This is a genomic window from Pseudomonas sp. GW821-FHT07E12 (genome assembly GCF_058986605.1).
Window position 1 is genome coordinate 62,591 of sequence record NZ_JBYSVX010000006.1, and the last position, 23,272, is coordinate 85,862.

General features: G+C 64.4%; 23 protein-coding genes and 1 pseudogene. 15 read left to right on the forward strand and 9 right to left on the reverse strand.

Going from position 1 to position 23,272, the window contains the following annotated elements:
- Window positions 1–7: 7 nt before the first annotated feature.
- The gene (gene pobA, locus AC3WJE_RS05850; RefSeq protein WP_493729841.1) at window positions 8–1,201 is read right to left on the reverse strand and encodes a 4-hydroxybenzoate 3-monooxygenase; all 1,194 of its coding nucleotides are present in this window, start codon (window positions 1,199–1,201) and stop codon (window positions 8–10) included.
- Between the two features lie 99 nt (window positions 1,202–1,300).
- Here pobA and AC3WJE_RS05855 point away from each other — a divergent pair, with 99 nt between their 5' ends.
- Window positions 1,301–2,227, forward strand: a complete 927-nt coding sequence (locus AC3WJE_RS05855; protein ID WP_493729842.1) for a helix-turn-helix domain-containing protein — start codon at window positions 1,301–1,303, stop codon at window positions 2,225–2,227.
- A 54-nt stretch (window positions 2,228–2,281) separates the two neighbouring features.
- Here AC3WJE_RS05855 and AC3WJE_RS05860 read toward each other — a convergent pair whose 3' ends face one another.
- The 4 genes from AC3WJE_RS05860 to AC3WJE_RS05875 all read right to left on the reverse strand — a co-directional run bounded on the left by AC3WJE_RS05860 (window position 2,282) and on the right by AC3WJE_RS05875 (window position 7,421).
- Entirely contained in the window at window positions 2,282–3,595 is a 1,314-nt protein-coding gene (locus AC3WJE_RS05860; RefSeq protein ID WP_493729843.1) for an MFS transporter, read from the reverse strand.
- A gap of 31 nt (window positions 3,596–3,626) precedes the next feature.
- Window positions 3,627–4,517, reverse strand: a complete 891-nt coding sequence (gene aroD, locus AC3WJE_RS05865; RefSeq protein WP_493729844.1) for a type I 3-dehydroquinate dehydratase — start codon at window positions 4,515–4,517, stop codon at window positions 3,627–3,629.
- Between the two features lie 62 nt (window positions 4,518–4,579).
- Window positions 4,580–5,824, reverse strand: coding sequence for a carbohydrate porin (locus AC3WJE_RS05870; protein WP_493729845.1), 1,245 nt, complete (start codon window positions 5,822–5,824; stop codon window positions 4,580–4,582).
- A 91-nt stretch (window positions 5,825–5,915) separates the two neighbouring features.
- Complete coding sequence (locus AC3WJE_RS05875; protein ID WP_493729846.1) at window positions 5,916–7,421, reverse strand: right-handed parallel beta-helix repeat-containing protein; 1,506 nt, start codon at window positions 7,419–7,421, stop codon at window positions 5,916–5,918.
- 315 nt (window positions 7,422–7,736) lie between these two features.
- Between AC3WJE_RS05875 and AC3WJE_RS05880 the strand changes: the two genes are divergently transcribed.
- From AC3WJE_RS05880 to AC3WJE_RS05900, 5 genes are all read left to right on the forward strand, one after another.
- Entirely contained in the window at window positions 7,737–8,288 is a 552-nt protein-coding gene (locus tag AC3WJE_RS05880) for a gamma carbonic anhydrase family protein (protein ID WP_493729847.1), read from the forward strand.
- A complete protein-coding gene (locus tag AC3WJE_RS05885; protein WP_493729848.1) occupies window positions 8,285–9,130 on the forward strand; it encodes an AAA family ATPase in 846 nt (281 codons plus the stop codon). Before AC3WJE_RS05880 ends, AC3WJE_RS05885 begins: the two co-directional genes overlap by 4 nt.
- Before the next feature lie 10 nt (window positions 9,131–9,140).
- Complete coding sequence (locus AC3WJE_RS05890) at window positions 9,141–10,319, forward strand: vWA domain-containing protein (protein ID WP_493729849.1); 1,179 nt, start codon at window positions 9,141–9,143, stop codon at window positions 10,317–10,319.
- A gap of 75 nt (window positions 10,320–10,394) precedes the next feature.
- Window positions 10,395–11,306, forward strand: a complete 912-nt coding sequence (locus AC3WJE_RS05895; protein ID WP_493729850.1) for a DUF2167 domain-containing protein — start codon at window positions 10,395–10,397, stop codon at window positions 11,304–11,306.
- Window positions 11,307–11,619: 313 nt separating this feature from the next.
- Window positions 11,620–12,870 (forward strand): serine hydrolase domain-containing protein, encoded by a 1,251-nt coding sequence (locus AC3WJE_RS05900; protein ID WP_493729851.1) that lies wholly within the window; start codon window positions 11,620–11,622, stop codon window positions 12,868–12,870.
- Window positions 12,871–13,028: 158 nt separating this feature from the next.
- On the opposite strand, the gene AC3WJE_RS05905 is transcribed toward AC3WJE_RS05900, so the two are convergent.
- The 3 genes from AC3WJE_RS05905 to AC3WJE_RS05915 form a co-directional block, all read right to left on the reverse strand.
- Entirely contained in the window at window positions 13,029–13,286 is a 258-nt protein-coding gene (locus AC3WJE_RS05905) for a YkgJ family cysteine cluster protein (RefSeq protein ID WP_493729942.1), read from the reverse strand.
- Window positions 13,287–13,390: 104 nt separating this feature from the next.
- On the reverse strand, window positions 13,391–14,572 hold the full coding sequence (locus AC3WJE_RS05910; protein ID WP_493729852.1) for a glutathionylspermidine synthase family protein: 1,182 nt from the start codon (window positions 14,570–14,572) through the stop codon (window positions 13,391–13,393).
- 35 nt (window positions 14,573–14,607) lie between these two features.
- Window positions 14,608–15,168 carry a DUF1190 domain-containing protein gene (locus AC3WJE_RS05915; protein ID WP_493729853.1) on the reverse strand — a complete coding sequence of 187 codons (561 nt, stop codon included), beginning with the start codon at window positions 15,166–15,168 and terminating at the stop codon, window positions 14,608–14,610.
- A 178-nt stretch (window positions 15,169–15,346) separates the two neighbouring features.
- Between AC3WJE_RS05915 and ilvD the strand changes: the two genes are divergently transcribed.
- Entirely contained in the window at window positions 15,347–17,185 is a 1,839-nt protein-coding gene (gene ilvD, locus AC3WJE_RS05920; protein ID WP_493729854.1) for a dihydroxy-acid dehydratase, read from the forward strand.
- Window positions 17,186–17,209: 24 nt separating this feature from the next.
- On the opposite strand, the pseudogene AC3WJE_RS05925 reads toward ilvD, so the two are convergent.
- Window positions 17,210–18,129, reverse strand: a pseudogene (locus tag AC3WJE_RS05925) (integron integrase).
- Window positions 18,130–18,463: 334 nt separating this feature from the next.
- On the opposite strand from AC3WJE_RS05925, the gene AC3WJE_RS05930 reads away from it, so the two are divergent.
- The 8 genes from AC3WJE_RS05930 (at window position 18,464) to AC3WJE_RS05965 (ending at window position 23,208) form a co-directional block, all read left to right on the forward strand.
- A complete protein-coding gene (locus tag AC3WJE_RS05930) occupies window positions 18,464–18,931 on the forward strand; it encodes a YybH family protein (RefSeq protein ID WP_493729855.1) in 468 nt (155 codons plus the stop codon).
- Between the two features lie 474 nt (window positions 18,932–19,405).
- Complete coding sequence (locus tag AC3WJE_RS05935; protein WP_493729856.1) at window positions 19,406–19,699, forward strand: hypothetical protein; 294 nt, start codon at window positions 19,406–19,408, stop codon at window positions 19,697–19,699.
- A 78-nt stretch (window positions 19,700–19,777) separates the two neighbouring features.
- Complete coding sequence (locus tag AC3WJE_RS05940) at window positions 19,778–20,326, forward strand: hypothetical protein (RefSeq protein ID WP_493729857.1); 549 nt, start codon at window positions 19,778–19,780, stop codon at window positions 20,324–20,326.
- A gap of 497 nt (window positions 20,327–20,823) precedes the next feature.
- Window positions 20,824–21,285 carry a hypothetical protein gene (locus tag AC3WJE_RS05945; RefSeq protein WP_493729858.1) on the forward strand — a complete coding sequence of 154 codons (462 nt, stop codon included), beginning with the start codon at window positions 20,824–20,826 and terminating at the stop codon, window positions 21,283–21,285.
- Window positions 21,286–21,349: 64 nt separating this feature from the next.
- On the forward strand, window positions 21,350–21,574 hold the full coding sequence (locus AC3WJE_RS05950; protein ID WP_493729859.1) for a hypothetical protein: 225 nt from the start codon (window positions 21,350–21,352) through the stop codon (window positions 21,572–21,574).
- A gap of 81 nt (window positions 21,575–21,655) precedes the next feature.
- Window positions 21,656–21,967, forward strand: a complete 312-nt coding sequence (locus tag AC3WJE_RS05955) for a hypothetical protein (protein WP_493729860.1) — start codon at window positions 21,656–21,658, stop codon at window positions 21,965–21,967.
- Between the two features lie 405 nt (window positions 21,968–22,372).
- A complete protein-coding gene (locus tag AC3WJE_RS05960; protein ID WP_493729861.1) occupies window positions 22,373–22,720 on the forward strand; it encodes a hypothetical protein in 348 nt (115 codons plus the stop codon).
- A 68-nt stretch (window positions 22,721–22,788) separates the two neighbouring features.
- Window positions 22,789–23,208 carry a hypothetical protein gene (locus tag AC3WJE_RS05965; protein ID WP_493729862.1) on the forward strand — a complete coding sequence of 140 codons (420 nt, stop codon included), beginning with the start codon at window positions 22,789–22,791 and terminating at the stop codon, window positions 23,206–23,208.
- Window positions 23,209–23,272 lie beyond the last annotated feature (64 nt).

Sequence of the window (23,272 nt, forward strand, 5' to 3'; positions counted from 1 at the left end):
CCAACGCCTAACGCCGACCGGCCGCCATCTCCAGCGGCAAACCTGCGTAGTTCTCGGCGATCGTGGCGCGACCACCCGGGCTACCCAGCAGATAGTCCAACTCGGCTTCGTGCAGGCGCCGCTCGAACGCATCTTCGTCGGGGAAGACGTGCAGCATCGTGGTCATCCACCACGAGAAACGCACCGCCTTCCATACCCGCTTCAGTGCCAGCTCCGAATAGCGACGCAGCGGTGCGTCGTCCCCATCCTGCCGCGCCTGCACGAACAGCGAAGCAAGCAGACCGACATCACCCGCCGCCAGGTTCAGACCCTTGGCACCGGTCGGCGGCACGATATGCGCGGCATCACCGGCCAGGAACAGGCGGCCGTACTGCATCGGTTCGACCACATAGCTGCGCAGCGGCGCGATGCTCTTCTCGATCGTGGGGCCGGTGACCAGACGCGCGGCCACATCGGCCGGCAGACGCGCACGCAACTCGTCCCAGAAGCGCGCATCCGACCAGTCCTCCACGCGTTCGCCGGCCGGCACCTGCACGTAGTAACGGGTACGCGTAGGCGAACGCATCGAGCACAGCGCGAAACCGCGCGGGTGCCGTGCGTAGATCAGTTCCTCGCTGACCGGCGCGGTATCGGCGAGCACGCCGAGCCAGCCGAACGGATACACGCGCTCGTATTCGCGCAGCACGCCGTCCGGGATCGAACTGCGGCTGACGCCATAGAAGCCGTCGCAACCGGCGATGTAGTCGCAGTCCAGCCGCACGCGCTCGCCGTCATGCAGGTACTCCACCCATGGATGTTCGCTGTCGAGTCCATGCAGTGACACGTCCTCGGCCTCGTAGAGACTGACGCCACCCGCGTCCGCGCGCGCCTGCATCAGGTCGCGGGTGACCTCGGTCTGCCCATAGATCGTGACCGCACGCCCGCCAGTGCCGGCGCCCAGATCGACGCGCTCGCGGCGACCGTCCAGCACCAGCTCGAAACCATGGTGGACGATGCCCTCGCGCTGCATCCGCGCATCGGCACCGGCCGCGCGCAGCAGTTCGACGGTGCCCTGCTCCAACACCCCGGCGCGGATGCGCGAGAGCACGTACTGCGGCGAACGCCGCTCGATGACGATGTTGTCGATGCCCTGGCGCAGCAGCAGTTGCCCGAGCAGCAGCCCCGCCGGGCCGGCGCCGATGATGGCGACCGTGGTCTTCATGTGTCCTCCCGAACGCATTGACGGTACTTTTCGCCAGTCTTGCCCCGCCAATCGCGCATTCCAATGGACTAACCGGAGGATTTCCTGCACTTTTCGCCGATGGCTGCGATCACCGAACCGCTTGTCTCCCCGGTCCCCGCGTTCCACCTGTACGGCGAGACCGGCGATGCCGTCGCGGCGGACGCGCTGCACTGGGAGTCGATCCCGGCCCGCAGCCGCCTGCACGGCTGGCGGATCCGCCCGCATCGCCACCACGACCTGTCGCAGCTGCTGTACGTGCAGAGCGGCCCGGCCGGCATCCACATCGATGGCCGCAGCCAGCGCGTGGACCGCGCCACGCTGGTCTGGATGCCGCCGCTGTACGTGCACGGCTTCGATTTCCACCGCCGCATCCGTGGCCACATCGTCACCCTATCCGCCCCGCTGCTGGACGCCTGGCACGCGCAATGGCCGCAGATGGCGCAGGCATTGGCGCGCCCGGCCTGCCTGGACGTCGGCCGCGACCGCGCCCTGCTCGACGCCTGCTTTGCCGAAATCGCCATCGAACATGCGCACCACCGCGACGGCCGCGTGCCGATGCTGCACGCGCTGGTCGGCCAGGTACTGGTATGGACCGCGCGACGGGCCCTGCATCAGGCCGCGCCCGACACGAGCATCGGCCACGAACGCAGCACCGAACACGTCCGCACGTTCCTGGCACTGGTGGACACGCACTATCGCGAGCACTGGCCGCTGCAGCGCTACGCCGAGCAGTTGGGGGTGAGCTCCAGCCATCTCGGCGCGTTGTGCCGGCAACTGGCCGGCGCCACGCCACTGCAACTGGTACAACGTCGCGTGATGCTGGAAGCACAACGCAGCCTGGTCTACACCTCGATGAGCGTGCAGCAGATCGCCACCTGGCTGGGCTTTGCCGACGCGGCCTATTTCAGCCGTTATTTCACCCGCAACGCGGGCTGTTCGCCGAATGCGTTCCGGCGCAGGCAGGCGTCGCTTGGCAGTGCGACCACGGCCGCTCGCCTGCGCTGATCTTCAGTCATCGCACTCTGGCTTTCTGCTTCTCCCGCAAGCAGGAGAAAAAGCTCAGCCGGCGGAAGGACGCCGCAATGCCAGACAGACCACGGTCGCCAGCAGCAGTGGCACCGCAAACACCACGTACAGCGTCGCCGGCGACCAACCACCATCGACCAGCAGGCCCACCGTCAGCGGCGAGAGGATCGCGCCCAATCGACCGATACCGATCGCCCAGCCCAGCCCGGTCGTGCGTACTTCCGGCGCGAATACCACCGGAGCCGCCGCATACAGGCCCGCCATCGCACCGAACAGCGCCGCACCGATCAGGAACGCCACCGGGAACGCCACGCCCAGCGTCGTGTTGAAACCGGCGAATGCCACCATGCCCAGACCGGCCAGCAACAGGCTGACCGCAGTCAGGCGGGTCAGCGGCAGGCGCGAGGCCAGCCAGCCGAACAGGCTGCCGCCGACGATGCCGCCGAGATTCAACAACACGCCGCCGGTGATGCCCTGCTGCGCCGACACGCCCGCGGCAACCAGCAGCTTGGGCGTCCAGCTCAGCACGAAATAGAACGCGAACATGTGCAGGAAGAACGCCAGCGCGATCAACAACGCCGGCTTGCGCAGCTCGCCGACGAACAGCGCGGCATAGCCCTGCTTTTCGCCGTCGATACGCAGCCGTGCTGCCGGCAGTTCCGTCAGCGGCGCCATCCGCATCCGCGCCAGCAGTGCGTTGAGCCGGGTCAGCGCGCCGGGTGGACGTCGTGTCACCAGGAAGTCCAGCGACTCCGGCAACCAGCGCAGCACCAGCGGCACGCACAGCAGCGATGACACCGCGCCGAGCAGGAACACCGCATGCCAGCTCCAATGTTCGAGCATCGCCGCGGCCAGCAGCCCGCCGAGCGTGGCGCCGACCGGATAACCGGTGGCCTGTAGTGCCACTGCGGTGCTGCGCCATTTGGCGTTGGCGTACTCGGCGGTGATCACGCCGACGCTGGCCAGCATGCCGCCGATGCCGACGCCGGTGAACACCCGCAGCAAGCCGAGTTGCCATGCGGTCTGCGCCAGCGCCGACAGCGCCATGCCGACGGTCAGGATGCCCAGGCACCACAGGATCACCGCGCGCCGGCCGATCCGGTCGGCCAGCGGCGCCAGGAACAGCGAACCCAGCGCCATGCCGACCAGCCCGGCACTGAGCATCAATCCGAGCGCCTTGCCCGACAGCTGCCAATCGGCGGACACGTGCGGCGCGGTGAACGCCATCACCATCACGTCGAAGCCGTCGAGCATGTTGAGCAGCACGCAGATCGCAATCGCGGTCCACTGGAACCCGCTCATGCGTTCAAGCACGACGGACGAAGGAGCGGCGGCGGCTTGGCTCATGGTGCGGGGATTCCTGCGTGGTGATGGCGGCTCAGCGGGTCGTGCTGGCAGCCTGATGGATCGTGTCGAGCACTTCGCGCAACCGCCCGACTTCGACCTGGCCGGGCGCGGAGGCCTTGCCGATCATGCCAAACGTCATCGCCTGACCAAAGGTCTCGCCGGACAGGCGCGAGACCACGCCGGTGCCGCCCATCGACATCGTCAGCAACGGACGATCGCTGCTGCGGCGCAGTTCCCAGGTAGCGTCGAGCAGGGTCAGCACGTCGCCGGCATCGTGCGGCATCACTGCGATCTTCAGCACGTCCGCGCCCAGCGCCTGCTGGCGTTGCAGGCGCGCGACGATCTCGGCGCGATCCGGGGTTTTCTTGAAGTCGTGGCTGGACATCACCACGTACACGCCCGCCGCATGTGCCTGCGTCACCAGCGCTTTCACCACCGCCTCGTCGCGGAACATCTCCACGTCGAGCAGATCGGCGAAGCGCGCCTTCAGCAACGTCGTGTAGAGCCTGGCGTAATCGGCGTCGCTGATCGCCTTGGCGCCGCCCTCGGCCTGGGTGCGGAAGGTCAGGATCATCGGCTTGCCGTTCAGCGCCTTGGCCACCTGCGGTCCGAGCCGCGCCAGCGCCTTGCCGTCGAGGGCGATGTCCAGATAGTCGATGCGCCACTCGGCGATGTCGGTATCGGCATTGGCGCCGATGCGCGCGGCCTGGACGAGGACTTCGTCCGCAGTCGCTGCGGTGATCGGCACGATGGTCTTGGGTGCGCCCTCGCCGATGCGAACGCCGCGCACATCAAGCACTTTCGTGGACGGCAACGACGTGCCGGCAGTCGCGCTGGCGGACTGTGCCGACGCAGGCGAGGCGGCCAACACCAGCAACCCAGCCAGAGCGATGGCGGAAGCGCGGGACAGGATCGTGGTCATCGGAACACCTCGTGAAAGCGACGGAGCACGCACCGACGTGCGTGCGGCAGCATCGGTATGGATCAGAACGTGACCTTGGCCTGCAGGCCGACCACCCAGGCGTTGTCGGTCTGCGCGTAGGAGAACGTGCCCGGGTTGACCACGTACTGCACGTCCGGGCGCAGCATCAGCCACGGATTGACCTGGAAGCTGTAGGACAGCTCGTACAGTTCCTCGGCCCCGCTCAGCGAGTACAGCGACGAACTGCTCGACACGCCGGCGGCCTCCAGCGCGGCGCGGCGCGCGTCCACCAGCGAACGATTGATGTCGCCGCCGACGTAGCCGAGCGCGATGCGATCCTGGCTGCGCGAGCCGATGCCCTGGTAGATGCCGCCCACCGAGTACCAGCTGCGGATCTGCGCGGTGGCGCGATCGGACTGCATGTACTCGCCGAACACGCTGAAACCGCGCGAAGCATCACCGGCCTCGCTGTAGAGCTTCTGCTCGGCCAGCACATAAGCGCCATGGCGGCCGGTGGTGTCGGTGTTGTTCAGGCCTTTGCGCGCCACCGTGGAGGTGTCGTAGTAGCCGCCGAACTTGTAGACACCGGCATGGCGCGTGCCCTTGCCCGGCGTCCAGGTCACCTCGACCGGGAACAGCGAGCCGGTGGTGCCTTCGACGAACGGGCGGAACGCGTTGTGCACGTTGTTGCCGGCCAGATTCGGATTGACCTGGAACCAGCCGACCCGCACGTTGACGGCCGGGCTCACCTGCTGCGCGAACTCGCCGCCCCAGCGCGCGACCGGGTAGTTGTACCAGCCGCTGTTGCCGGACATCGACAGCGGATGCGCGCAGAACGCGGCATTGACGAAGTTGGTGCCGGCCGTGAGCAACCCGAACTGGTTGCCCATCGCGTAGTAGCCGAGCTTGAAATACGAAGTGCCGCGGTTGAACTTCTGGTCGTAGCTGAACTCGGTCAGGCGCGTGTACTGGCCGCCGTAGGCTTCCTGCACCGGGAAACGGTTGCCGATCAGGTCCACCGAGGTGCTGCGGCCGCGGCGGTCATTGAGCGTGAAATGGAAAGCGCCGCCATCCCAGCCTGCGAGCTTGCCCATGTCGAAATCCAGGCCGGCGCGCACCTGCTGTGCATAACGCGCGCCGGTCTTGCCGTAACCGCCATCGACCACGCCCAGCGCCTCGCCGACGTAATCGCCACGGAAGCTCACGCCGCGCGTGGCCCAGTCACTGCGGGTACCGCCCCAGTCGCCGGTCAGGGTCTTGCCGGTGTAGGCGTCGCTGGACTGGGCCTGTGCCAGCAGCGGCGACATCAGGAGGGCGCCAATCAGGCAGGCAAGGGGACGGTTGTGCATGACGGGCATGAAGCGTTCTCTGAAAGTAAGGGCAGCGTGGATCGAAAACTCAGCGCAGCGCCAACGGCGCGCTCAGCGGCGAGGTGGCGCCATCGGCGCTGGTGACGGTCGCGGTGACGTTGCGCAGTGCAGCCGCGGCGGTATCGAGCGTGTAACGGAAACGGCCGACGCCATCGGCGCCCAGCGTGGCCTGCACGAAGCCCAGATAGACCTCGGCTTCGTCATCGCCGGCGTTGCGGTTGCCGAACAGCTCGACCCGCACGCTCTCACCGGCCTGACCCACTACTTCGCCACTGATCTCGCGCGCCTCGCGCTTGCCCGAGACCGCCAGCAGGCGTGGCGCGGCCTGGCCGTGGTTCGGCGCCGGCTGGCAGTTGTCGCGCACGCTGTCCGAGCAGATCCTGGCGCGCTTGGCCGGGTCGTTGTCCACGCCCGCGCCGCGCGAGCCGACGAAGATCGCGTGCTCAAGCCCGGGTACGCCGAACACGATCGCGCCGCGCTTCTGGCCCGGCACACAGGCGCCGCCGGCCTCGCAACGCTCGATCTTCAGGCCGTTGCCATGGATCAGGTTGCCGCTGAAGCGGTTGGCCTCGCTGGTCGGCTGCGGACGCACCGCGATGCCGATGCCATTGCCGACGATCGTGTTGCCGTCCACCACGTTGCCACGGCCGGTGATGCTCACGCCGTTGGAGTTGCCGGTGAACACGTTGGCGCCGATGTAGTTGCGGTTGCCCCAGTTGATCTGCAGGCCATCGGAGTAGTTCTCGAAGTGGTTGCGCACCACCGTGTTGTCGTTGCCCCACAGGATCTCGATGCCCTGCGAAGGCTCCGGATTGGCGCTGGTGGAGCGGAACACGTTGTCGGCGACCAGGTTCCAGGCCGCGCCCCGGGTCAGCTCCAGGCCGTCGCCGTTGTCGACGAACTCATTGCGCACGATGCGGTTGTGCACCGTGGTGGTCGCGGTGGATTGGCCGGTGCCGTCGTCGCCGGTCAGCATCACCCCGGCGCCGCCCTTGTTGGCGACGATGCGGTTGTCATGGATCTCGCTGCCGCTGGCGCGGTTGAGCAGCACGCCGATGCAGAAGTTGCGGATCTCCAGCCCGGCCAGCTCCACGCCCTGGGTGTCGCGCAGCACCAGGCCCGGCAGCGTGGTGGTGCGCACGTTGGCGCCGTACTGGCCCTTTTCCGCACCCGGACAGGCGTGGGTGCCCTCGCCGGCCACGTAAGCCGAGCCGTCGATGGCGACGTGCTGGCCCTCGCGCGCCCACGGCAGGCCGATGATCTGCACCGGGCCCTTGATGTCGGGCAGCGGCGACAGCGGGCGGATCACGTAGGGCGCGGCGCCGATGCCGGCGATCTCGATCCGGTAGCGGCCCGGGGCCTGGTTGGCGGTATCGATCGCCCAGCGCAGCGAACCAGGCGCGTTGTCGTCGGCATAGCGGTCGACGCTGAGCACTTCGCGCGGCGCCGCAGCGGGCTCGGTCTGGTAGGCCTGCGCCAGCGCCGGAGCGAACAACACGGCCAGCAGCACCGGACAGGGGATGGAACGACGCATGGAACTCTCCGCGCAGGGTTGGGGATGACGGTGCCGCATCGCGGCACGCTCGTGGCGGCCTTCCCTGCACCTGACTCTGGCACCCGGGGATGCCGCCCTCGCCATCGTCAGGGATGGAATCGCTGGAACGGGGAGGAAAGCTAGTTTTATCGCACTGCAGCATTCAAGTGCGAATATCGTCTTCGCGTTCGTTTATCGAACAATGGGTCTAAGACCATCGTCTAAAGCCTCCTTGTGGCCCGTTGCATGGCGGGGAAAGCGGCTGGTGGGCGGCGGTTATCATCCTCACCTCCATGTGATGCCCCGGAGAGTCCCGTGCCCCCGATCCGCCCCTTCCTCGACAAGACCCCACAGCTGGGCGAGCGCGTCTACGTCGACATCGCCGCCAGCGTGATCGGCGACGTGGTGCTGGGCGAGGACGTATCGGTATGGCCCGGCACGGTGATCCGCGGCGATGTCAATCATGTCCGTGTCGGCACGCGCAGCAACATCCAAGACGGCACCATCATCCATGTCAGCCACCACAGCCCGTACAACAAGGCCGGCTACCCGACCCTGATCGGCGAAGGCGTCACCGTCGGCCACGGCTGCATCATCCACGCCTGCACGATCGGCGATTACACCTTGATCGGCATGGGCGCGTGCATCCTCGATGGCGCGGTGGTGGAGAAGCACGGTTTCGTCGGCGCCGGCGCGGTGGTCGGGCCGGGCAAGGTGGTGCGCGAGGGCGAGCTGTGGCTGGGCAATCCGGCGCGGCCGGCGCGGCTGCTGTCCGACAAGGAGATCGAGAGCCTGCACTACTCGGCCGATCACTACGTGCGCCTGAAGGACCAGTATCTCGGCATGGACGCGGAGACCGCACGATGAAGTTCGAAGGCACCTCACGCTACGTCGCCACGCCGGAGCTGATGCAGGCGGTCAACGCCGCGATCGCGCTGCAGCGCCCGCTGCTGATCAAGGGCGAGCCCGGCACCGGCAAGACCCTGCTCGCCGAGGAGATCGCCGCCGCGCTCGACGCGCCACTGCTGACCTGGCACATAAAGTCCACCACCAAGGCGCAGCAGGGCCTGTACGAGTACGACGCGGTCAGTCGCCTGCGCGACTCGCAGCTCGGCGACCCGCGCGTGCACGACGTCGCCCACTACCTGCGCAAGGGCAAGCTGTGGGAAGCCTTCGAGAGCGAACGTCGCACGGTGCTGCTGATCGACGAGATCGACAAGGCCGACATCGAATTCCCCAACGACCTGCTGCACGAGCTGGACCGGATGGCGTTCGATGTCTACGAGACCGGCCAGACCGTCAGCGCACGGCATCGCCCGATCATCCTGATCACCTCCAACAACGAGAAGGAGCTGCCGGACGCGTTCCTGCGCCGCTGCTTCTTCCACTACATCGCCTTTCCCGACGAAGCAACGTTGCGCAGGATCGTCGATGTGCACTTCCCGGCGATCGACCGCACGCTGGTATCGCGCGCACTACGCGCCTTCTTCGAGCTGCGCGAAGTGCCCGGCCTGAAGAAAAAGCCCTCGACCTCCGAGTTGATCGACTGGCTGCGCCTGCTGATGGCCGACGAACTGGCCGCGCGCCAGCTGGCCGATGCCGAGCCCTCCAAGGCGCTGCCGCCGCTGGCCGGCGCGCTGATCAAGAGCGAGCAGGACGTACAGCTGCTGGAGCGGCTGATGTTCCTGCACCGCCGACAAGGCCGCTGAGCGCGCACGCATGTTCCTGCGCCTGTTCCACGCCCTGCGCGCCGAGCGCGTACCGGTCACGCCACGCGAGTGGCTGGACCTGCTCGGCGCGCTCGATGCCGGCGTGGCCGATCCCGAGCCGCAGGCGCTGTACACATTGGCGCGCACCACATTGGTCAAGGACGAGCGCCATTACGACCGCTTCGACCGCGCCTTCGGCCGCTACCTGAAGGACGTCGCGGCGGCACCGCCGGAAGCCTTGCAGGCCGTGATTCCGCAGGACTGGCTGCACGCCGCGCTCGGCCGCGAGCTGAGCGAAGAAGAAAAGGCCAAGGTGCAGCGACTCGGCTCGCTGGAAGAACTGATGCAACGCTTCGCCGAGCGTCTGGCCGAACAACATGAGCGCCACGAAGGCGGCAACCGCTGGATCGGTACCGGCGGTACCAGTCCGTTCGGCAACGCGGGCCATCATCCCGGCGGCCTGCGCGTCGGCGGCGAGAGTCGCGGCCGCATGGCGGCCAAGGTCTGGGAACAACGCAGCTTCCGCGAACTGGATGGCGATGCCGAGTTGTCACCGCGCAACCTCAAACTGGCGTTGCGGCGACTGCGCAAGTTCGCGCGCAGCGGTGCCGCCGAGGAATTCGACCTCGACGCCACCGTCGCGGCGACCGCACGCGAAGGCGGCCTGCTCGACGTGCGCATGCGCCCGGAGCGACGCAACGCGGTCAGCGTGATCCTGCTGCTGGATATCGGCGGCTCGATGGATGACCACGTGCATGCGGCCGAAGCACTGTTCGGCGCCGCGCGTGCCGAGTTCAAACGACTGGAACATTTCTACTTCCACAATTTTCTCTACGAGCACCTGTGGACGCATGCACGCCGGCAGTCATCCGACCGCGTCGCGACCTGGGATCTGCTGCATCGCTATCCGGCCGACCATCGCGTGATCGTGGTCGGCGATGCCTCGATGCACCCGTATGAAATCAGCCATCCCGGCGGCGCCAGCGAGTCCTGGAACCAGGACGCCGGCGCCGTCTGGTTCCAGCGCCTGGCCGCACACTTCCCGCACCTGGCCTGGATCAACCCGCTGCCACGCGAGCGCTGGGACTGGACGCCATCGATCGGCATGGTCCGGCAACTGCTGGAACAGCGCATGTTCCCGCTCACCCCGGATGGCATCGGCGAGGCGATGGCGCGGCTGGCCCGCTGAGCCCGTTGTCCGCACAGAACATTTGCGCGACACTGCGCGCCTTGGCGTGGGGACGCCAGCGAAAGGAATCATTCGATGAAGACATTGACGTTGGGTCGTGGCCTGCTGGCCGCGTGCGTGCTCGCGCTTTCCATCCCGCTCGCCTCGGCGCAGCCGGCCGACGAAACAGGAATGACCGCCGACCAGTTCGTGCAGTCGCTGCATTTCCGCGATGGGCATATCGAGGTGCCGCAAGCCAAGGCGCATTTCGACCTCGGCCCGGAGTTCCGCTACCTCGACAAGGCCGATGCGCGCCGCGTGCTGGAGGACTACTGGAACAACCCGCCGGACGACAGCGTGCTGGGCATGGTGGTGCCAAGCCATCCGGCGCTCGATGAGGACGGCAGCTGGGTGGTCGTGGTCACCTACGCCGACGAAGGCTACGTCTCCGACGCCGACGCGGCCAAGATCGACTACGACGAGCTGCTGTCGGACATGAAGAAAGGTGCCGTCGAGGAAAACGAGGCGCGCCGCGAGCAGGGCTACGGCACCGTCGACCTGGTCGGGTGGGCGGTACCGCCGCGCTACGACGTGGGCAGCAAGAAGCTGCACTGGGCCAAGGAGCTGCGCTTCGAAGGCCAGAAGCGCAACACCCTCAACTACGACATCCGCGTGCTCGGCCGCCACGGCTACCTGAGCCTCAACGCGGTCGCCGGCATGGGCGAGCTGGAACAGGTCCGCGCAGGCATGCAGCAACTGCTGCCGATGACGGGTTTCGACGAAGGCGCACGTTATGCCGACCACAATCCGTCCACCGACAAGATCGCCAGCTACGGGCTGGCCACGCTGATCGGCGGCGGCCTGGCAGCCAAGGCCGGCCTGTTCGCCAAGCTCGGCCTGGTGTTGGCGAAGTTCTGGAAGTTGCTGGCGATCGGTCTGGTGGCGCTGGGCAGCGGCATCCGCAAGCTGCTTGGGATTCGCAAGGACAAGCAGGGTACGGTGCGCTGACGCCGGCTTGGGGAGTCGCCGTTCAGACGACGGCGACTTTCCTGATCTCACGTTCTGACGGCGGGGTTTTTCTGCCTGTGTGGCGACGATGTTGCGGACTCGTTTCGCGAGAATCCTCAATCACCGTCATCCCCGCGAAGCGCTCTACAGCAGCCGAAGTGCTTCACAACAGCCGAATGGCTGGTAATGGCTGATCAAGGTCGATACCGACTCGACTCACCACACCACTACATCGCAGCATTCCAGCGTCGCGCTTGCCTGCGACGGCATCGGGCGCCTACGGTACCGCCGTCCTGTCATGTAGGAACCTCCAATGCCCTTGCCCACTCCATTCGATGGCGGCCGCCGTCGCTTTCTGCAGGGTGCCGCCGTCGCGGGTGCTGCTCTCACGCTGCCGCTGAATGCACTGGCCAAGCCTCGTGCCAGCTCGACGCCGATCGATGTGGCCATCGACCGCGCCCTCGCCGAGCATCGCCTGATCGGTGCGGTGGTGCTGGTGCAGCACAACGGCAAGCCGTTCCATCAACGCATCGCCGGCTTCGCGGACCGCGAGGCGAAGACGCCGATGCGAGCCGACGCGCTGTTCCGTTTCGCATCAGTCAGCAAGCCCGTCGTGACCACCGCAGCCATGGCGCTGGTGGCGAGCGGCAAACTCGAACTCGACGCGCCGGTGACGCGTTGGCTACCGGACTTCCGCCCCACGCTCGCCGACGGCAGCCGGCCCGACATCAGCCTGCGTCAGTTGCTGGACCACACCTCGGGCATGGACTACCGCTTCGAAGAAACCGGCAGCGATCGTCCCTACACCCGGCTCGGCGTTTCCGACGGCATGGATCAAGCCGGCTTCGACCTGCAGGAGAACCTGCGCCGGCTCGCGCAGGCACCGCTGCTGTTCGCGCCCGGCACGCGCTGGAACTACTCGCTCGGCATCGACGTGATCGGCGCGGTGATCGAGCGCGCCTACGACGCAACGCTCGCCGAAGCGGTGCAGCAACTGGTCGGCAAGCCGCTGGGCTGGCGTGACACCACCTTCCATGCCACCGACGCCAAACGCCTCACCACCGTCTACGTCAACGACGACCAACCGCAGCCGCATCGCATGACCGGCCCGGAGCACGTGCCGCTGGTGCCCGGTGCCGAAGGCGTGTCGTTCGATCCGGCGCGTGCGCTCGACCCAGCGGCGTATCCATCCGGTGGCGCCGGCATGGTCGGCCGCGCCGATGAACTGCTGCGACTGCTGGACACCCTGCGCAGCGGTGGCGGCAACGTGCTGCCGGCACGTTGGGCCGCCGAGATGGCGCGCGACCAGATCGCGCCGCTGGAATCCTCACCCGGCACCGGTTTCGGCCTGGGTTTCTCGGTGCTGCGCGACCCGGCCGCGGCCAAGTCGCCCGAATCACCCGGCACCTGGCGCTGGGGCGGCGTGTACGGCCACAACTGGTTCGTCGACCCTGCACGCGGCCTGAGCGTGGTCGCACTGACCAACACGTTGTACGAAGGCATGTCCGGGCGTTTCGTCAACGATCTGCGCGATGCGGTCTACGCGCAGTTGGGCAAAGCCTGAGCAACCAGCTTCGTAGGAACGGCTCTGGGTGGCCTCGGGCCATCAGCCGGGATGGGGCTCGCCCTTTTTGAATCCCCGCACATGGATATGCGGGCTTTTGCAGAGGGACCTGCATGAAAGCCCCATCGCGGCTAAAGCCGCTCCTACACTTCCCCGGCTCAATCGGGCAGCGTCGCCCGCTCCAAGCTCGCCAGCAGCTGCATCGCTTCCCCACGCGAAGCACCACACATATCCGCCGCCGGCCGCAACCGCCCGCAGAAATCCGGCCGCTCCGGCCTGCCGAACACCTTGCAGCGCATCTGCGCATCGAGCTGCACGCACGCCACGCCGGCCGGTTTGCCCTGCGGCATGCCGGGCAACGCCGAGGTGATCGACGGCGCGATGCAGCAGGCGCCACAGTCGTCGCGACAGGTCAGGCAAGCATCCATGGCACGTGCCTGCACTGTGAGAGGGGCTTCAGCCCCGACGCTTCTGCCGGCGAACCCCATCGGGATTGAAGTCGCGCCGACAGGCATGTCCATCACGCGTAAAACACACCCGGCGCACCGTCCTCGACAATCGCATGCGGCACGAAGCACGCACTGTCGCGGGTGATCGGGCCGTTGTCCTCGCGGATACCCATGCCGCAGGCGACATCGCCGACGATCCAGCTACCGACCAGCGGATAACGGCCATCGAACGCCGGCAGCGGATGCGCCGCCTGGCGGATGCACGGGCCGGCATACGGGCCCTCGCTCTGCAACCAGCGACCATCGGCCAGATGCATGGCGACGTTGGCACCTTCGCGCGAATGCAGCGGCTTGCGCACCCAGCCCGCCGGCAGCGCGCCACCGTCGTCGAAATACGCTTCGAGCAGGTTGGGATGGCCGCGATGGCGCTCCCACAGCAGCGGCAGCACGCCCTTGTTGCTCAGCAGCGCCTTCCACGGCGGTTCGAGCAGGCGCAGGCCGGAGCGCGGCAACGCCTGGCCGAACTCGTCGACAAACAGATCTTCCAGCGGATACAGCTTGAACAGCGAGCCGATCACGACATCGTCCAGATCGGTGAAACGCCCGTCTTCCGACAGCCCGATGTCCTCCATCGTGATCGCCGCACCATGCAGCCCCGCCTGCGCCGCGCAATCGCGCAGGTAGGCAACGGTGCCCTGGTCCTCTTCCGACCCGCGCACCGCCGCGAAACACAGCGGCGGCGGCAACTGCGGCGACAACGCGTCGAAGCGCTCCACCAGCGTCTCGTGGATCGAATTGAACTGGTCCGCATCGGCCGGCAGGCGCCCGGCTTCACGCTGGTCCTCCAGCCACTGCCACTGGAAGAACGAGGCCTCGAACAACGAGGTCGGCGTGTCGTAATTCAGTTCATACAGCTTGGCCGGGCCACGACCGTCGTAGGCGAAGTCGAGCCGACCGTACAGATGCCCTTCGCGACGCCGCCAGCTGTCGGCGATCCAGTCGCGGAACGGCTCGGGGATCGCCAACTGTTCCATCAACGCTTCACGCGAGACGATCTCTTCGACCAGATCCATCGCCATCGCATGCAGCTCGGCGCTGGGATCTTCCAGATCGTTCTCGATCTGGTGCAGGCTGAACGCGTAGTAGGCACGTTCGTCCCAGTAGCGCTCACCGTCGATGGTGTGGAAGCGGAAGCCGCACTCGGCCGCCTGTGAGCGCCAGTCGCCGCGCTCGATGATCGGAACGCGGCGCATCAGGGCGCTACCTGCCTCGGAAGGGACGACACGACTCAGCCGCCGAGACTGCTGCGGCCGCTGCTCGACCCGCCAAAGCCGCCGCGGCTGACGGTGACCGCGCGATTGGGTGCGCTGGTGACCGGGGTCAACCCGGCCTTGCCGGTGCCGATCGTGCTGCCGGTGTTGAGCCCGCCGGTGCCCGGCGCGGTGGCTGGACGCGCCCAGCCAGCATTGCGGTCCTGATAGGCCGGCGTGGCCACAGGCTGCGCCAGGCCGGCGCGGTTGTTCAGCATCTGCGACATGAAGAAGCCGGCCATCATCGGGCCGATGAACGAGTGACCGGCCGAGGTGCGCTGTTCCACGCACTGGTCGGCGGCGTAGTCCTGTTCACACTGGGCGCGGTTGGCGTACTTCGGCGCCGCATCGGCGGCCTGCTGCCGGGCCTGCTCGAACGCGGTACGGCATGCCGACGGGTTGCCGGTGGCCTCCACGCACTTGTCCACGGAGGTGTACAGGCCTTCCTCTACCTTGACCGGTTGCTCGCGCTGGCAGGCGGTGAACAGCAGCGGCGCGGCACTCATCAACAGCAGGGCGGTGGTTTTCGATCGCTTCATGCGTCCATCTCGACATATTCCAGCCTCACATGATGCCCGCTCTCCCCTCCCGACGCACTTTTTGCCCCCGCCCGGCACGCCATCCCCACCGTGAACGTTGCAGGCGCAACCAAGGAAATCCCGTATAAATAGCCGGTATTTCCCGCCAGCCGCTGGCCCGCCAAACCGCAGCACCACCATGCCCGAGTATCGTTCCAAGTCCTCCACTGCCGGCCGCAACATGGCCGGCGCCCGCGCACTGTGGCGCGCCACTGGCATGAAGGACGACGACTTCCACAAGCCGATCGTCGCCATCGCCAACTCGTTCACCCAGTTCGTGCCCGGTCACGTGCACCTGAAGGACCTCGGCCAGCTGGTCGCGCGCGAGATCGAGCGCGTCGGCGGTGTCGCCAAGGAATTCGACACGATCGCCGTGGACGACGGCATCGCGATGGGCCACGACGGCATGCTGTACTCGCTGCCGAGCCGCGAGATCATCGCCGACTCGGTCGAGTACATGGTCAATGCGCACTGCGCCGACGCGCTGGTGTGCATCTCCAACTGCGACAAGATCACCCCCGGCATGCTGATGGCCGCGCTGCGGCTCAACATCCCGACCGTGTTCGTCTCCGGCGGCCCGATGGAAGCCGGCAAGACCAAACTCGCCGACCACAAGCTCGATCTGATCGACGCAATGGTGATGGCCGCCGACCCCAACGCCACCGACGAACAGGTCGCCGCGGTCGAACGCAGCGCCTGCCCGACCTGCGGCTCGTGCTCGGGCATGTTCACCGCCAACTCGATGAACTGCCTGACCGAAGCGCTGGGCCTGTCGCTGCCGGGCAACGGCACCGTGGTCGCCACCCATGCCGATCGCGAGCAGTTGTTCCTCAGGGCTGGCCGCACCGCGGTCGAACTGTGCCACCGCTGGTACGGCGCCGAGGACGCCACCGCATTGCCGCGCGGCATCGCCACTTTCGCCGCGTTCGAGAACGCGATGACGCTGGATATCGCGATGGGCGGCTCGACCAACACCATCCTGCACCTGCTCGCGGCCGCACAGGAAGGCGAAGTGCCGTTCGGCATGCGCGACATCGACCGCCTGTCGCGACGCGTACCGCAGCTGTGCAAGGTCGCGCCGAACACCCAGAAGTACCACATCGAAGACGTGCACCGCGCCGGCGGCATCATGGCGATCCTCGGCGAACTGGCGCGCGGCGGCCTGCTCCACACCGACGTGTCCACCGTGCACACCAAGACCCTGGGCGATGCGATCGCACAGTGGGACGTGACCGGCACCGACGACGAACGCGTGCACACCTTCTACAAGGCCGGCCCGGCCGGCATCCCGACCCAGATCGCCTTCAGCCAATCCACGCGCTGGCCGAGCCTGGACACTGACCGCGCCGAAGGCTGCATCCGTAACGTCGAGCACGCCTTCTCGCAGGAAGGTGGCCTGGCCGTGCTCTACGGCAACATCGCGAAGGACGGCTGCGTGGTGAAGACCGCCGGCGTCGACGAATCGATCCACGTCTTCGAAGGCAGCGCCCGCGTCTACGAAAGCCAGGACGCCGCTGTGAAGGGCATCCTCGGCGACGAGGTCAAAGCAGGCGATCTCGTGGTGATCCGCTACGAAGGCCCCAAGGGCGGCCCCGGCATGCAGGAAATGCTGTATCCGACCTCGTATCTGAAATCCAAGGGCCTGGGCAAGAAATGCGCCCTGCTCACCGACGGTCGTTTCTCCGGCGGCACCTCCGGCCTGTCGATCGGTCACGCCTCGCCGGAGGCCGCCGCCGGCGGCGCCATCGGCCTGGTCCGCGACGGCGACCGTATCCTGATCGACATCCCGAACCGCTCGATCAACCTGCTGATCTCCGACGAAGACCTGGCAGCACGTCGCGCCGAACAGGATGCAAAGGGCTGGAAGCCCGTGCTGCCACGCCCACGCAAGGTCAGCACCGCATTGAAGGCGTATGCGCTGCTGGCCACCAGCGCCGACAAGGGTGCAGTGCGCGATCGGGAGTTGCTGGACGGCTGATCGTTCCACAGGCCCCTGCCCCCATCACGCGGGGGCCTCGTCGCGATCGAGCGGACTGCGTACAGCCGACGCACCGCGGCCCAGCACATGAGTGTAGATCTGCGTGGTGGCCACATCCTTGTGGCCCAGCAATGCCTGAACCGTACGGATGTCGTAGCCACGTTCGAGCAGGTGCGTGGCAAACGAATGCCGCAGCGTGTGGCAACTGGCGGGCTTGTCGAGGCCTGCCGACCGGCAGGCTGCCTTCATCGCACGCTGCAACCCCTTCTCGTCCACGTGATGCCGTCGCGTTCTCCCACTGCGGGGATCCTCGCCGCGGCGCAACGCAGGGAACAGGTACTGCCAGCCGATTTCACGTGCTGCATTCGGGAACTTGCGCGCCAGCGCGTCCGGCAACCACACCTCGCCATATCCGGCCTCGCAATCACGCGCATGCACACGACGTGATTCATCCACCCGGGCCAGTAATGGCTCACGCAGCGTGCGCGGGAGCATCGTGCGACGGTCCTTGCCCCCTTTGCCGTCACGCACCACGATCTCGTTGCGACCGAAGTCCACGTCCTTGATCCGCAGGCGCACGCACTCCATCAAGCGCATGCCGGTGCCGTAGAGCAGCGCCGCCATCAGCCAGTGCGCCCCTCCATACCCGCCAATACCTCGGCCACCTCCACCTCGGTCAACACAGTAGGCAAGCGACGAGGGCGCTTGGCGCGCTGGATGTTGTCCATCCACGGCAACTCCCGTCCCAGTACCTCGCGATACAGGAACAGCAATGCGGCCAGTGCCTGATTCTGCGTGGACGGCGACACGTCATCGCGCACCGCCAGCTTGGTCAGAAACGCCTCCACCTCCATTCCGCCCATCGTGCCCGGATGGCGCTTGCCATTTGCCAGGATGAAACGGCGGATCCAACCGGCATAGGCCTCCTCGGTCCACTTCGCCATGCCCAAGCGCCTCGCCCGCTCGCGTACGCGGTCGAGCAAGCGTGGGGCCGGCCCCTCCGTACCCACGGCCGGCACCGAAGAAGGCTCGTCGGAATACCGGCGATACGGAAAGCACATTGAGGAAGGCCGATCCGAATGATAGGGTCCCATCCAGGCAAAATTCGCAAGGGGAATGCGGCATGTTTACGCACTGGTATTACACACCACGATCGGGGGAAGCCTTGCTGGGGATGAGATCAGATCCAACAGCAACGTAGGAATTACCGGACTACACCCCGCGATTACCTTTCACTTTGTCTTCGAATAGTAGTTAGCCTAAAAAAGGAGAGGTGGCATGAAGATGCTATTTGGAAGGGCGCTAGTCGCATGTGTGTGGTTCAGCGGGACTGTCTTTGCAGCACCGCCTTCAGCATCAGCCCCGAAACAGCTGCAGCCGTTGCTGGACGAGATGATGCTGGCGGCAAATGCCCACGACACGGATCGCTTCATGGCGTTGTACGCCCGTAGTCCGAAGCTCGTCGTGACGTTCGACGATATGACGATGCACGGCTGGCAAGTCGTACGAGATCAGCAGCTTCAGTGGTGGGACAACGGAAAATCAAACGCGGTCTATAGCCAGAGCGCCGCACCTGAAGTCACCGTAATAAGCGCCACGGTTGTCGCCACTCTGCAATCAATGACAGTAACCAGCACCACGCCGGATGGTGTTGCGAGTAGCGCCAAGGTGGTGGCTACATCTGTCTGGAAAAAGCTTCCTGAAGGCTGGCGCATTATCGTGGCCCACGAGTCACTTATACATTGAGCAACATGGCTAACCCTTCCTTCAAGCCGACGTTGCCTAAAAGCCGGCAACGCGGCTTAACTTAGGCGTTAGGCCTCGGCAGAACGTCATTCGCTAGGTAGAGAGACATGAAATTCGTACGGAAGTTATCCGCAGGTTTGGTGGCTCTTTCTCCGCTCAGCGCTGCAGCCTCGGACGCTACCTCTCAGACACAGGGATCTGTCCGCCTTGGAGTATCTGGTCTGTGGGTACTCGCAAACATCAGCTACGCCGGCATGCGGGCACAAAACAGCCCTAGCTCAGGTTGGCGCATCCTTGCTTTCATCTTCGGACTGCCAGGCACATTGATTACCCTTTTGGCCGTGCAAGAAGGCAGCGAGCGCGCCTATGGAATCGAGATTCCGCGGCGGCGCTCTTCTGGGCCCGAGGCCTAACAATTCATTCAAGCCGAACCCGCTTCGCGGGTCTGCTTAATTCAGGTGTTAGGCGGCTACCGTGACCTCATCGCAACTGACGCAAAAGGCCGGATGGGTATCGCTCGGCATTAGCATTTCAGCATTCGCCATCGGCATCTGGCTGGCCCGTGCTTTCCTCTGTCAGGCGCATGGTCCTACTGCTTTCGCAGTAAGCCTCCTGCTTTGTGCGCTGGCGTTTCTGATGTTCGTTGCCAGGGCCTTTCAGCGCCGCTCGTTTTTAGCGGCGGGTGGCGCTCTATTTGTAGCGCTTCTAGGTGGCCTTATGTGGCTTGTTAGCATCGCCATGACACTTCCAGGCTGTTCGGGTGTGTGAGCCGCCTAACAATTCATTCAAGCCGAAGCCGCTTCGCGGCTCGGCTTAATTCAGGCGTTAGACCGCAGGGAGATTTCGGTGCTCGTTGACAAGGATGGCCTCCCCATACTCAGCCAATACAGCGAGGAAGGCTTCATCGACTGCATCTTCAAAGTCGACGGTTTGAAGTCTGATCAAGACCACTACTACTTCAATCTTTTCGCTTCTCATGAAGGAAGGCGTGTTGGATTCGCCGTAAAAATGGTCAAGACCGTCGGCCCTGGCTTTGACGATGAGATGAACCTGATACAAGACCATGTGTATCACCGTGGTGTCGGTTTCCGTTCTCTCGGCGAGATCAGTGATCACTTAATTACCGTGTTAGCGAATCTCTATGGCGTAGATCACGGAGCTGTGCGAATGACAGCGGAGGAAACTTTTACAGCTATTGCCCTGCAACAGTCCGACACAGACCTTGAGTTGCACGGTGTAAAGCTCAAGCTGTTCGGCAGAGATGGCGAGGAGTTCAGCCAAGATGAGTACTACGAGAGCTTCTTCAATGTCGACATTCCAAATATGCTCGTGTCGTGGAACGAGAAAGATCCTGACTACCGTACTCCGCTTATTGGAGCATTGAGTGCGGCCTAACAATTCATTCAAGCCGATGCCGCTTCGCGGCACGGATTAATTCAAGCGTTAGATTTCAAAGAGAGGTCCATCCGTGTCCTTGCATTTCAAAAAATACTACGTCGCGGCCCTTTACCTCGTCGTCGGTCTACTTCTGCTCACAAACGCTATAACCGTTGCCTCAGGGTTGTTACTTGCTTTGCTTCCTCTGTCTTTGCAAGTCGCGGTCCTTGTCTCTGTTTACTTGCGCAAGTCATGGGCCTACATCGTGGTCATCTTGTGGGCTGTTGTCGCGATGACCAGTGGTGCGGCTATGTGGCTTGCCGTCTTTTTCCGTGGCGGGGTCATTACTCAATCCAGGTTTGACCTGACATTTAGGAGCGCAATGTTGTTCCTTGGCCTGTTCTTTCTCGTGTTCGCACGGCCAGCACTTCGCACTCCGCGAGCTGAAATCTAACAATTCATTCAAGCCGAAGCCGCTTCGCGGCTCGGCTTAATTCAGGCGTTAGGCCGCACTCGTGCCATCGTACGACCTCCAACTATTCGCCGATTACTTCCAGTTCTACTTGCAGGATGAAGCAGCCGACGGTGACTTGTCCGATGCTTGGGATCCTGCAGCAGTTCAAAGAATGTTCGCCGTTTCAACTGGAGTCGTTGGCATTGGCACCGTCCGCAACATGGATGTGCAAATAACACTTGATCTTCTGGGCTCTGAGCCGCCGTCGGATTTCATCCACTTCGACCATGTCGTTGAGGGTTCACTCCTTATCAAGAGTGGGTCACTTGTAGTGGCTGGCTGCACTGACTATTTCCCAGATGCTCCGCGCTTCAATCTAGCGCCAGGCATGTATCGGGTAAGGCTCTCCGCCTCCGGCCTTGGCACCCTGTCCGACGACGGTCTCAGCGGTCAAGACCACTATCGTGTGCAGCTATGGCAAGCTCTACCTATTGAGCCGGTCGTCCTCAAGGGCGCGGCCTAACAATTCATTCAAGCCGTACCCACTTCGCGGTTCGGCTTAATTCAGGCGTTAGGTGCCATATCAGATGCTCAGCCAACTTTGGGAATCATGGCAGTTCAACTTCTGGCTCGGCCTGGTTAGCCTGGGCGCTGGTCTGGTCGTAGTGTCGCCCTGCCTGCTCGTCCCATCTTGGCGTCGCAAGCTTCTTCGGTCGGACTTAGACATTGAGGGCACCGGTCTCATCGCGCTGATGGTCGCGCTGGTTGCAGTCGGTTGTTACAACTACTTCGGTGCCGGCAGTGGCACCTAACAATTCATTCAAGCCGAACCGGCTTCGCCGGTCGGCTTAACTCAGGCGTTAGGCCTCATGACAGCGCCCTCGAAAACGTACATGCAATTCAAGGCTGGGCTTGGCGCTCTTCTTGGCATAGGCGCCTTCATGGCCATCCCTCCGTACAGGCTTTGGGCCTTGGCAACTTTGCCTATGCTTGCTCTGACAGCCCTAGCACTACCAAAGCGATCGCTTCGCATTGCCCTATCTGCCGCTTACATTCTTTCTGGCTTCGGCGGCTTTGCGATCGGGGAGTTCTTCTGGCGCGACGGTGAACTCAGCTGGTCTGGTATCAAGTTCATGATTTTGCTGATAGCCATCTGTGCGATCGCAGCCGTCCGCATCCTAGTGGTCAAGTCGGATGAGGCCTAACAGTTCATTCAAGCCGAAGCCGCTTCGCGGCTCGGCTTAATTCAGGCGTTAGCGCCCATGACAGAGTCCATCGCAGAGTTAGAGGTAGAGATCGCGCTGCTTCCGTCCGCACGACAGAAGCGCTCGGACTATCGTCCAAACCATAAGCACCCTCTAACCGGCGAGTACTTCCTTGGTCAGGTGACCTTCCATGACGGGCACATTGATCCGGGCACAATCGGTCGTGCCCATGTTCGGCTTCTGGCTTACCCTGATCACATTGATTCCCTCTTTGCGTTCGGCTCTTGGACAATCTGGGAGGGGCCAACCCATGTTGGCAGCGTCCGTATCATCGGCTTGGGCGCTAACAATTCATTCAAGCCGAACCCGCTTCGCGGCTCGACTTAATTCAGGCGTTAGGTGGCCATGGAGCAACTCAGCGAATTTGAGCGCAGGGCAATAGCCTCAATCGCACTTGCTGACCCGCAGCGAGAGATTGTGCTGGCTCAACTCGTCCTCACCAGGTGTGCTTCTCGCGACTACACAGGCGTTGGCCTCTACACAGAACTCCAAGTAGATCCCGCTGCACCAAAACTGGACGAGGCACGCTGGAAAATTGAGGATATGCCAAAGGGTGATGCTGCGCATCCAGACGTTCCAGCTGGTGTCGGTCTCATCTTGTGGGTCAAGGGCGGCTACATTAGCTGCCTTGAGTCGTACACCTACGAGGGCAGCTGGCCAAAGGACGAGTCACTGTTCCGACTGGCCACCTAACAATTCATCCAAGCCGAACCCGCTTCGCGGGTCGGCTTAATTCAGGCGTTAGGCCTCTAGGAGAATCCATGTCGTCGTATGACTTAGTTGTCTATCTGCAACGCGACAACATGCCTTCACCCGCAGCATGGCATTCCTCCATTGTTGCGGCTGGCTTTCCGGTCGCGCTGGACACGGACTTTGACGTTGACTCCTTCACAGGTTTCCTCCCGTGCCCAGTCAAGGGCGAGATTTCTGGCTTCGAGTACTACGCCTCGATAGTCTCTACGGAAGATGTCCAAGAACTTGAGTTGGCGCCTGGCACTGACTTCTCAATCCAATTTTGCATTGGCTCTCGGCCCCTAGAGCTCACTTCAGCTCTGGCAGCATCAAGTGTGTTGGCTGCAGTTTCTGGTGGCTCCCTTGAAGATCCGCAGGCTGGCGAGTCAATACCGGCTGACCGCGCTGTGAGCTGGGCCAAGGCTAAACTTGCACAGCTGGGGGCCTAGCAATTCATTCAAGCCGAAGCCGCTTCGCGGCTCGGCTTAATTCAGGCGTTCGACCGCCGATACT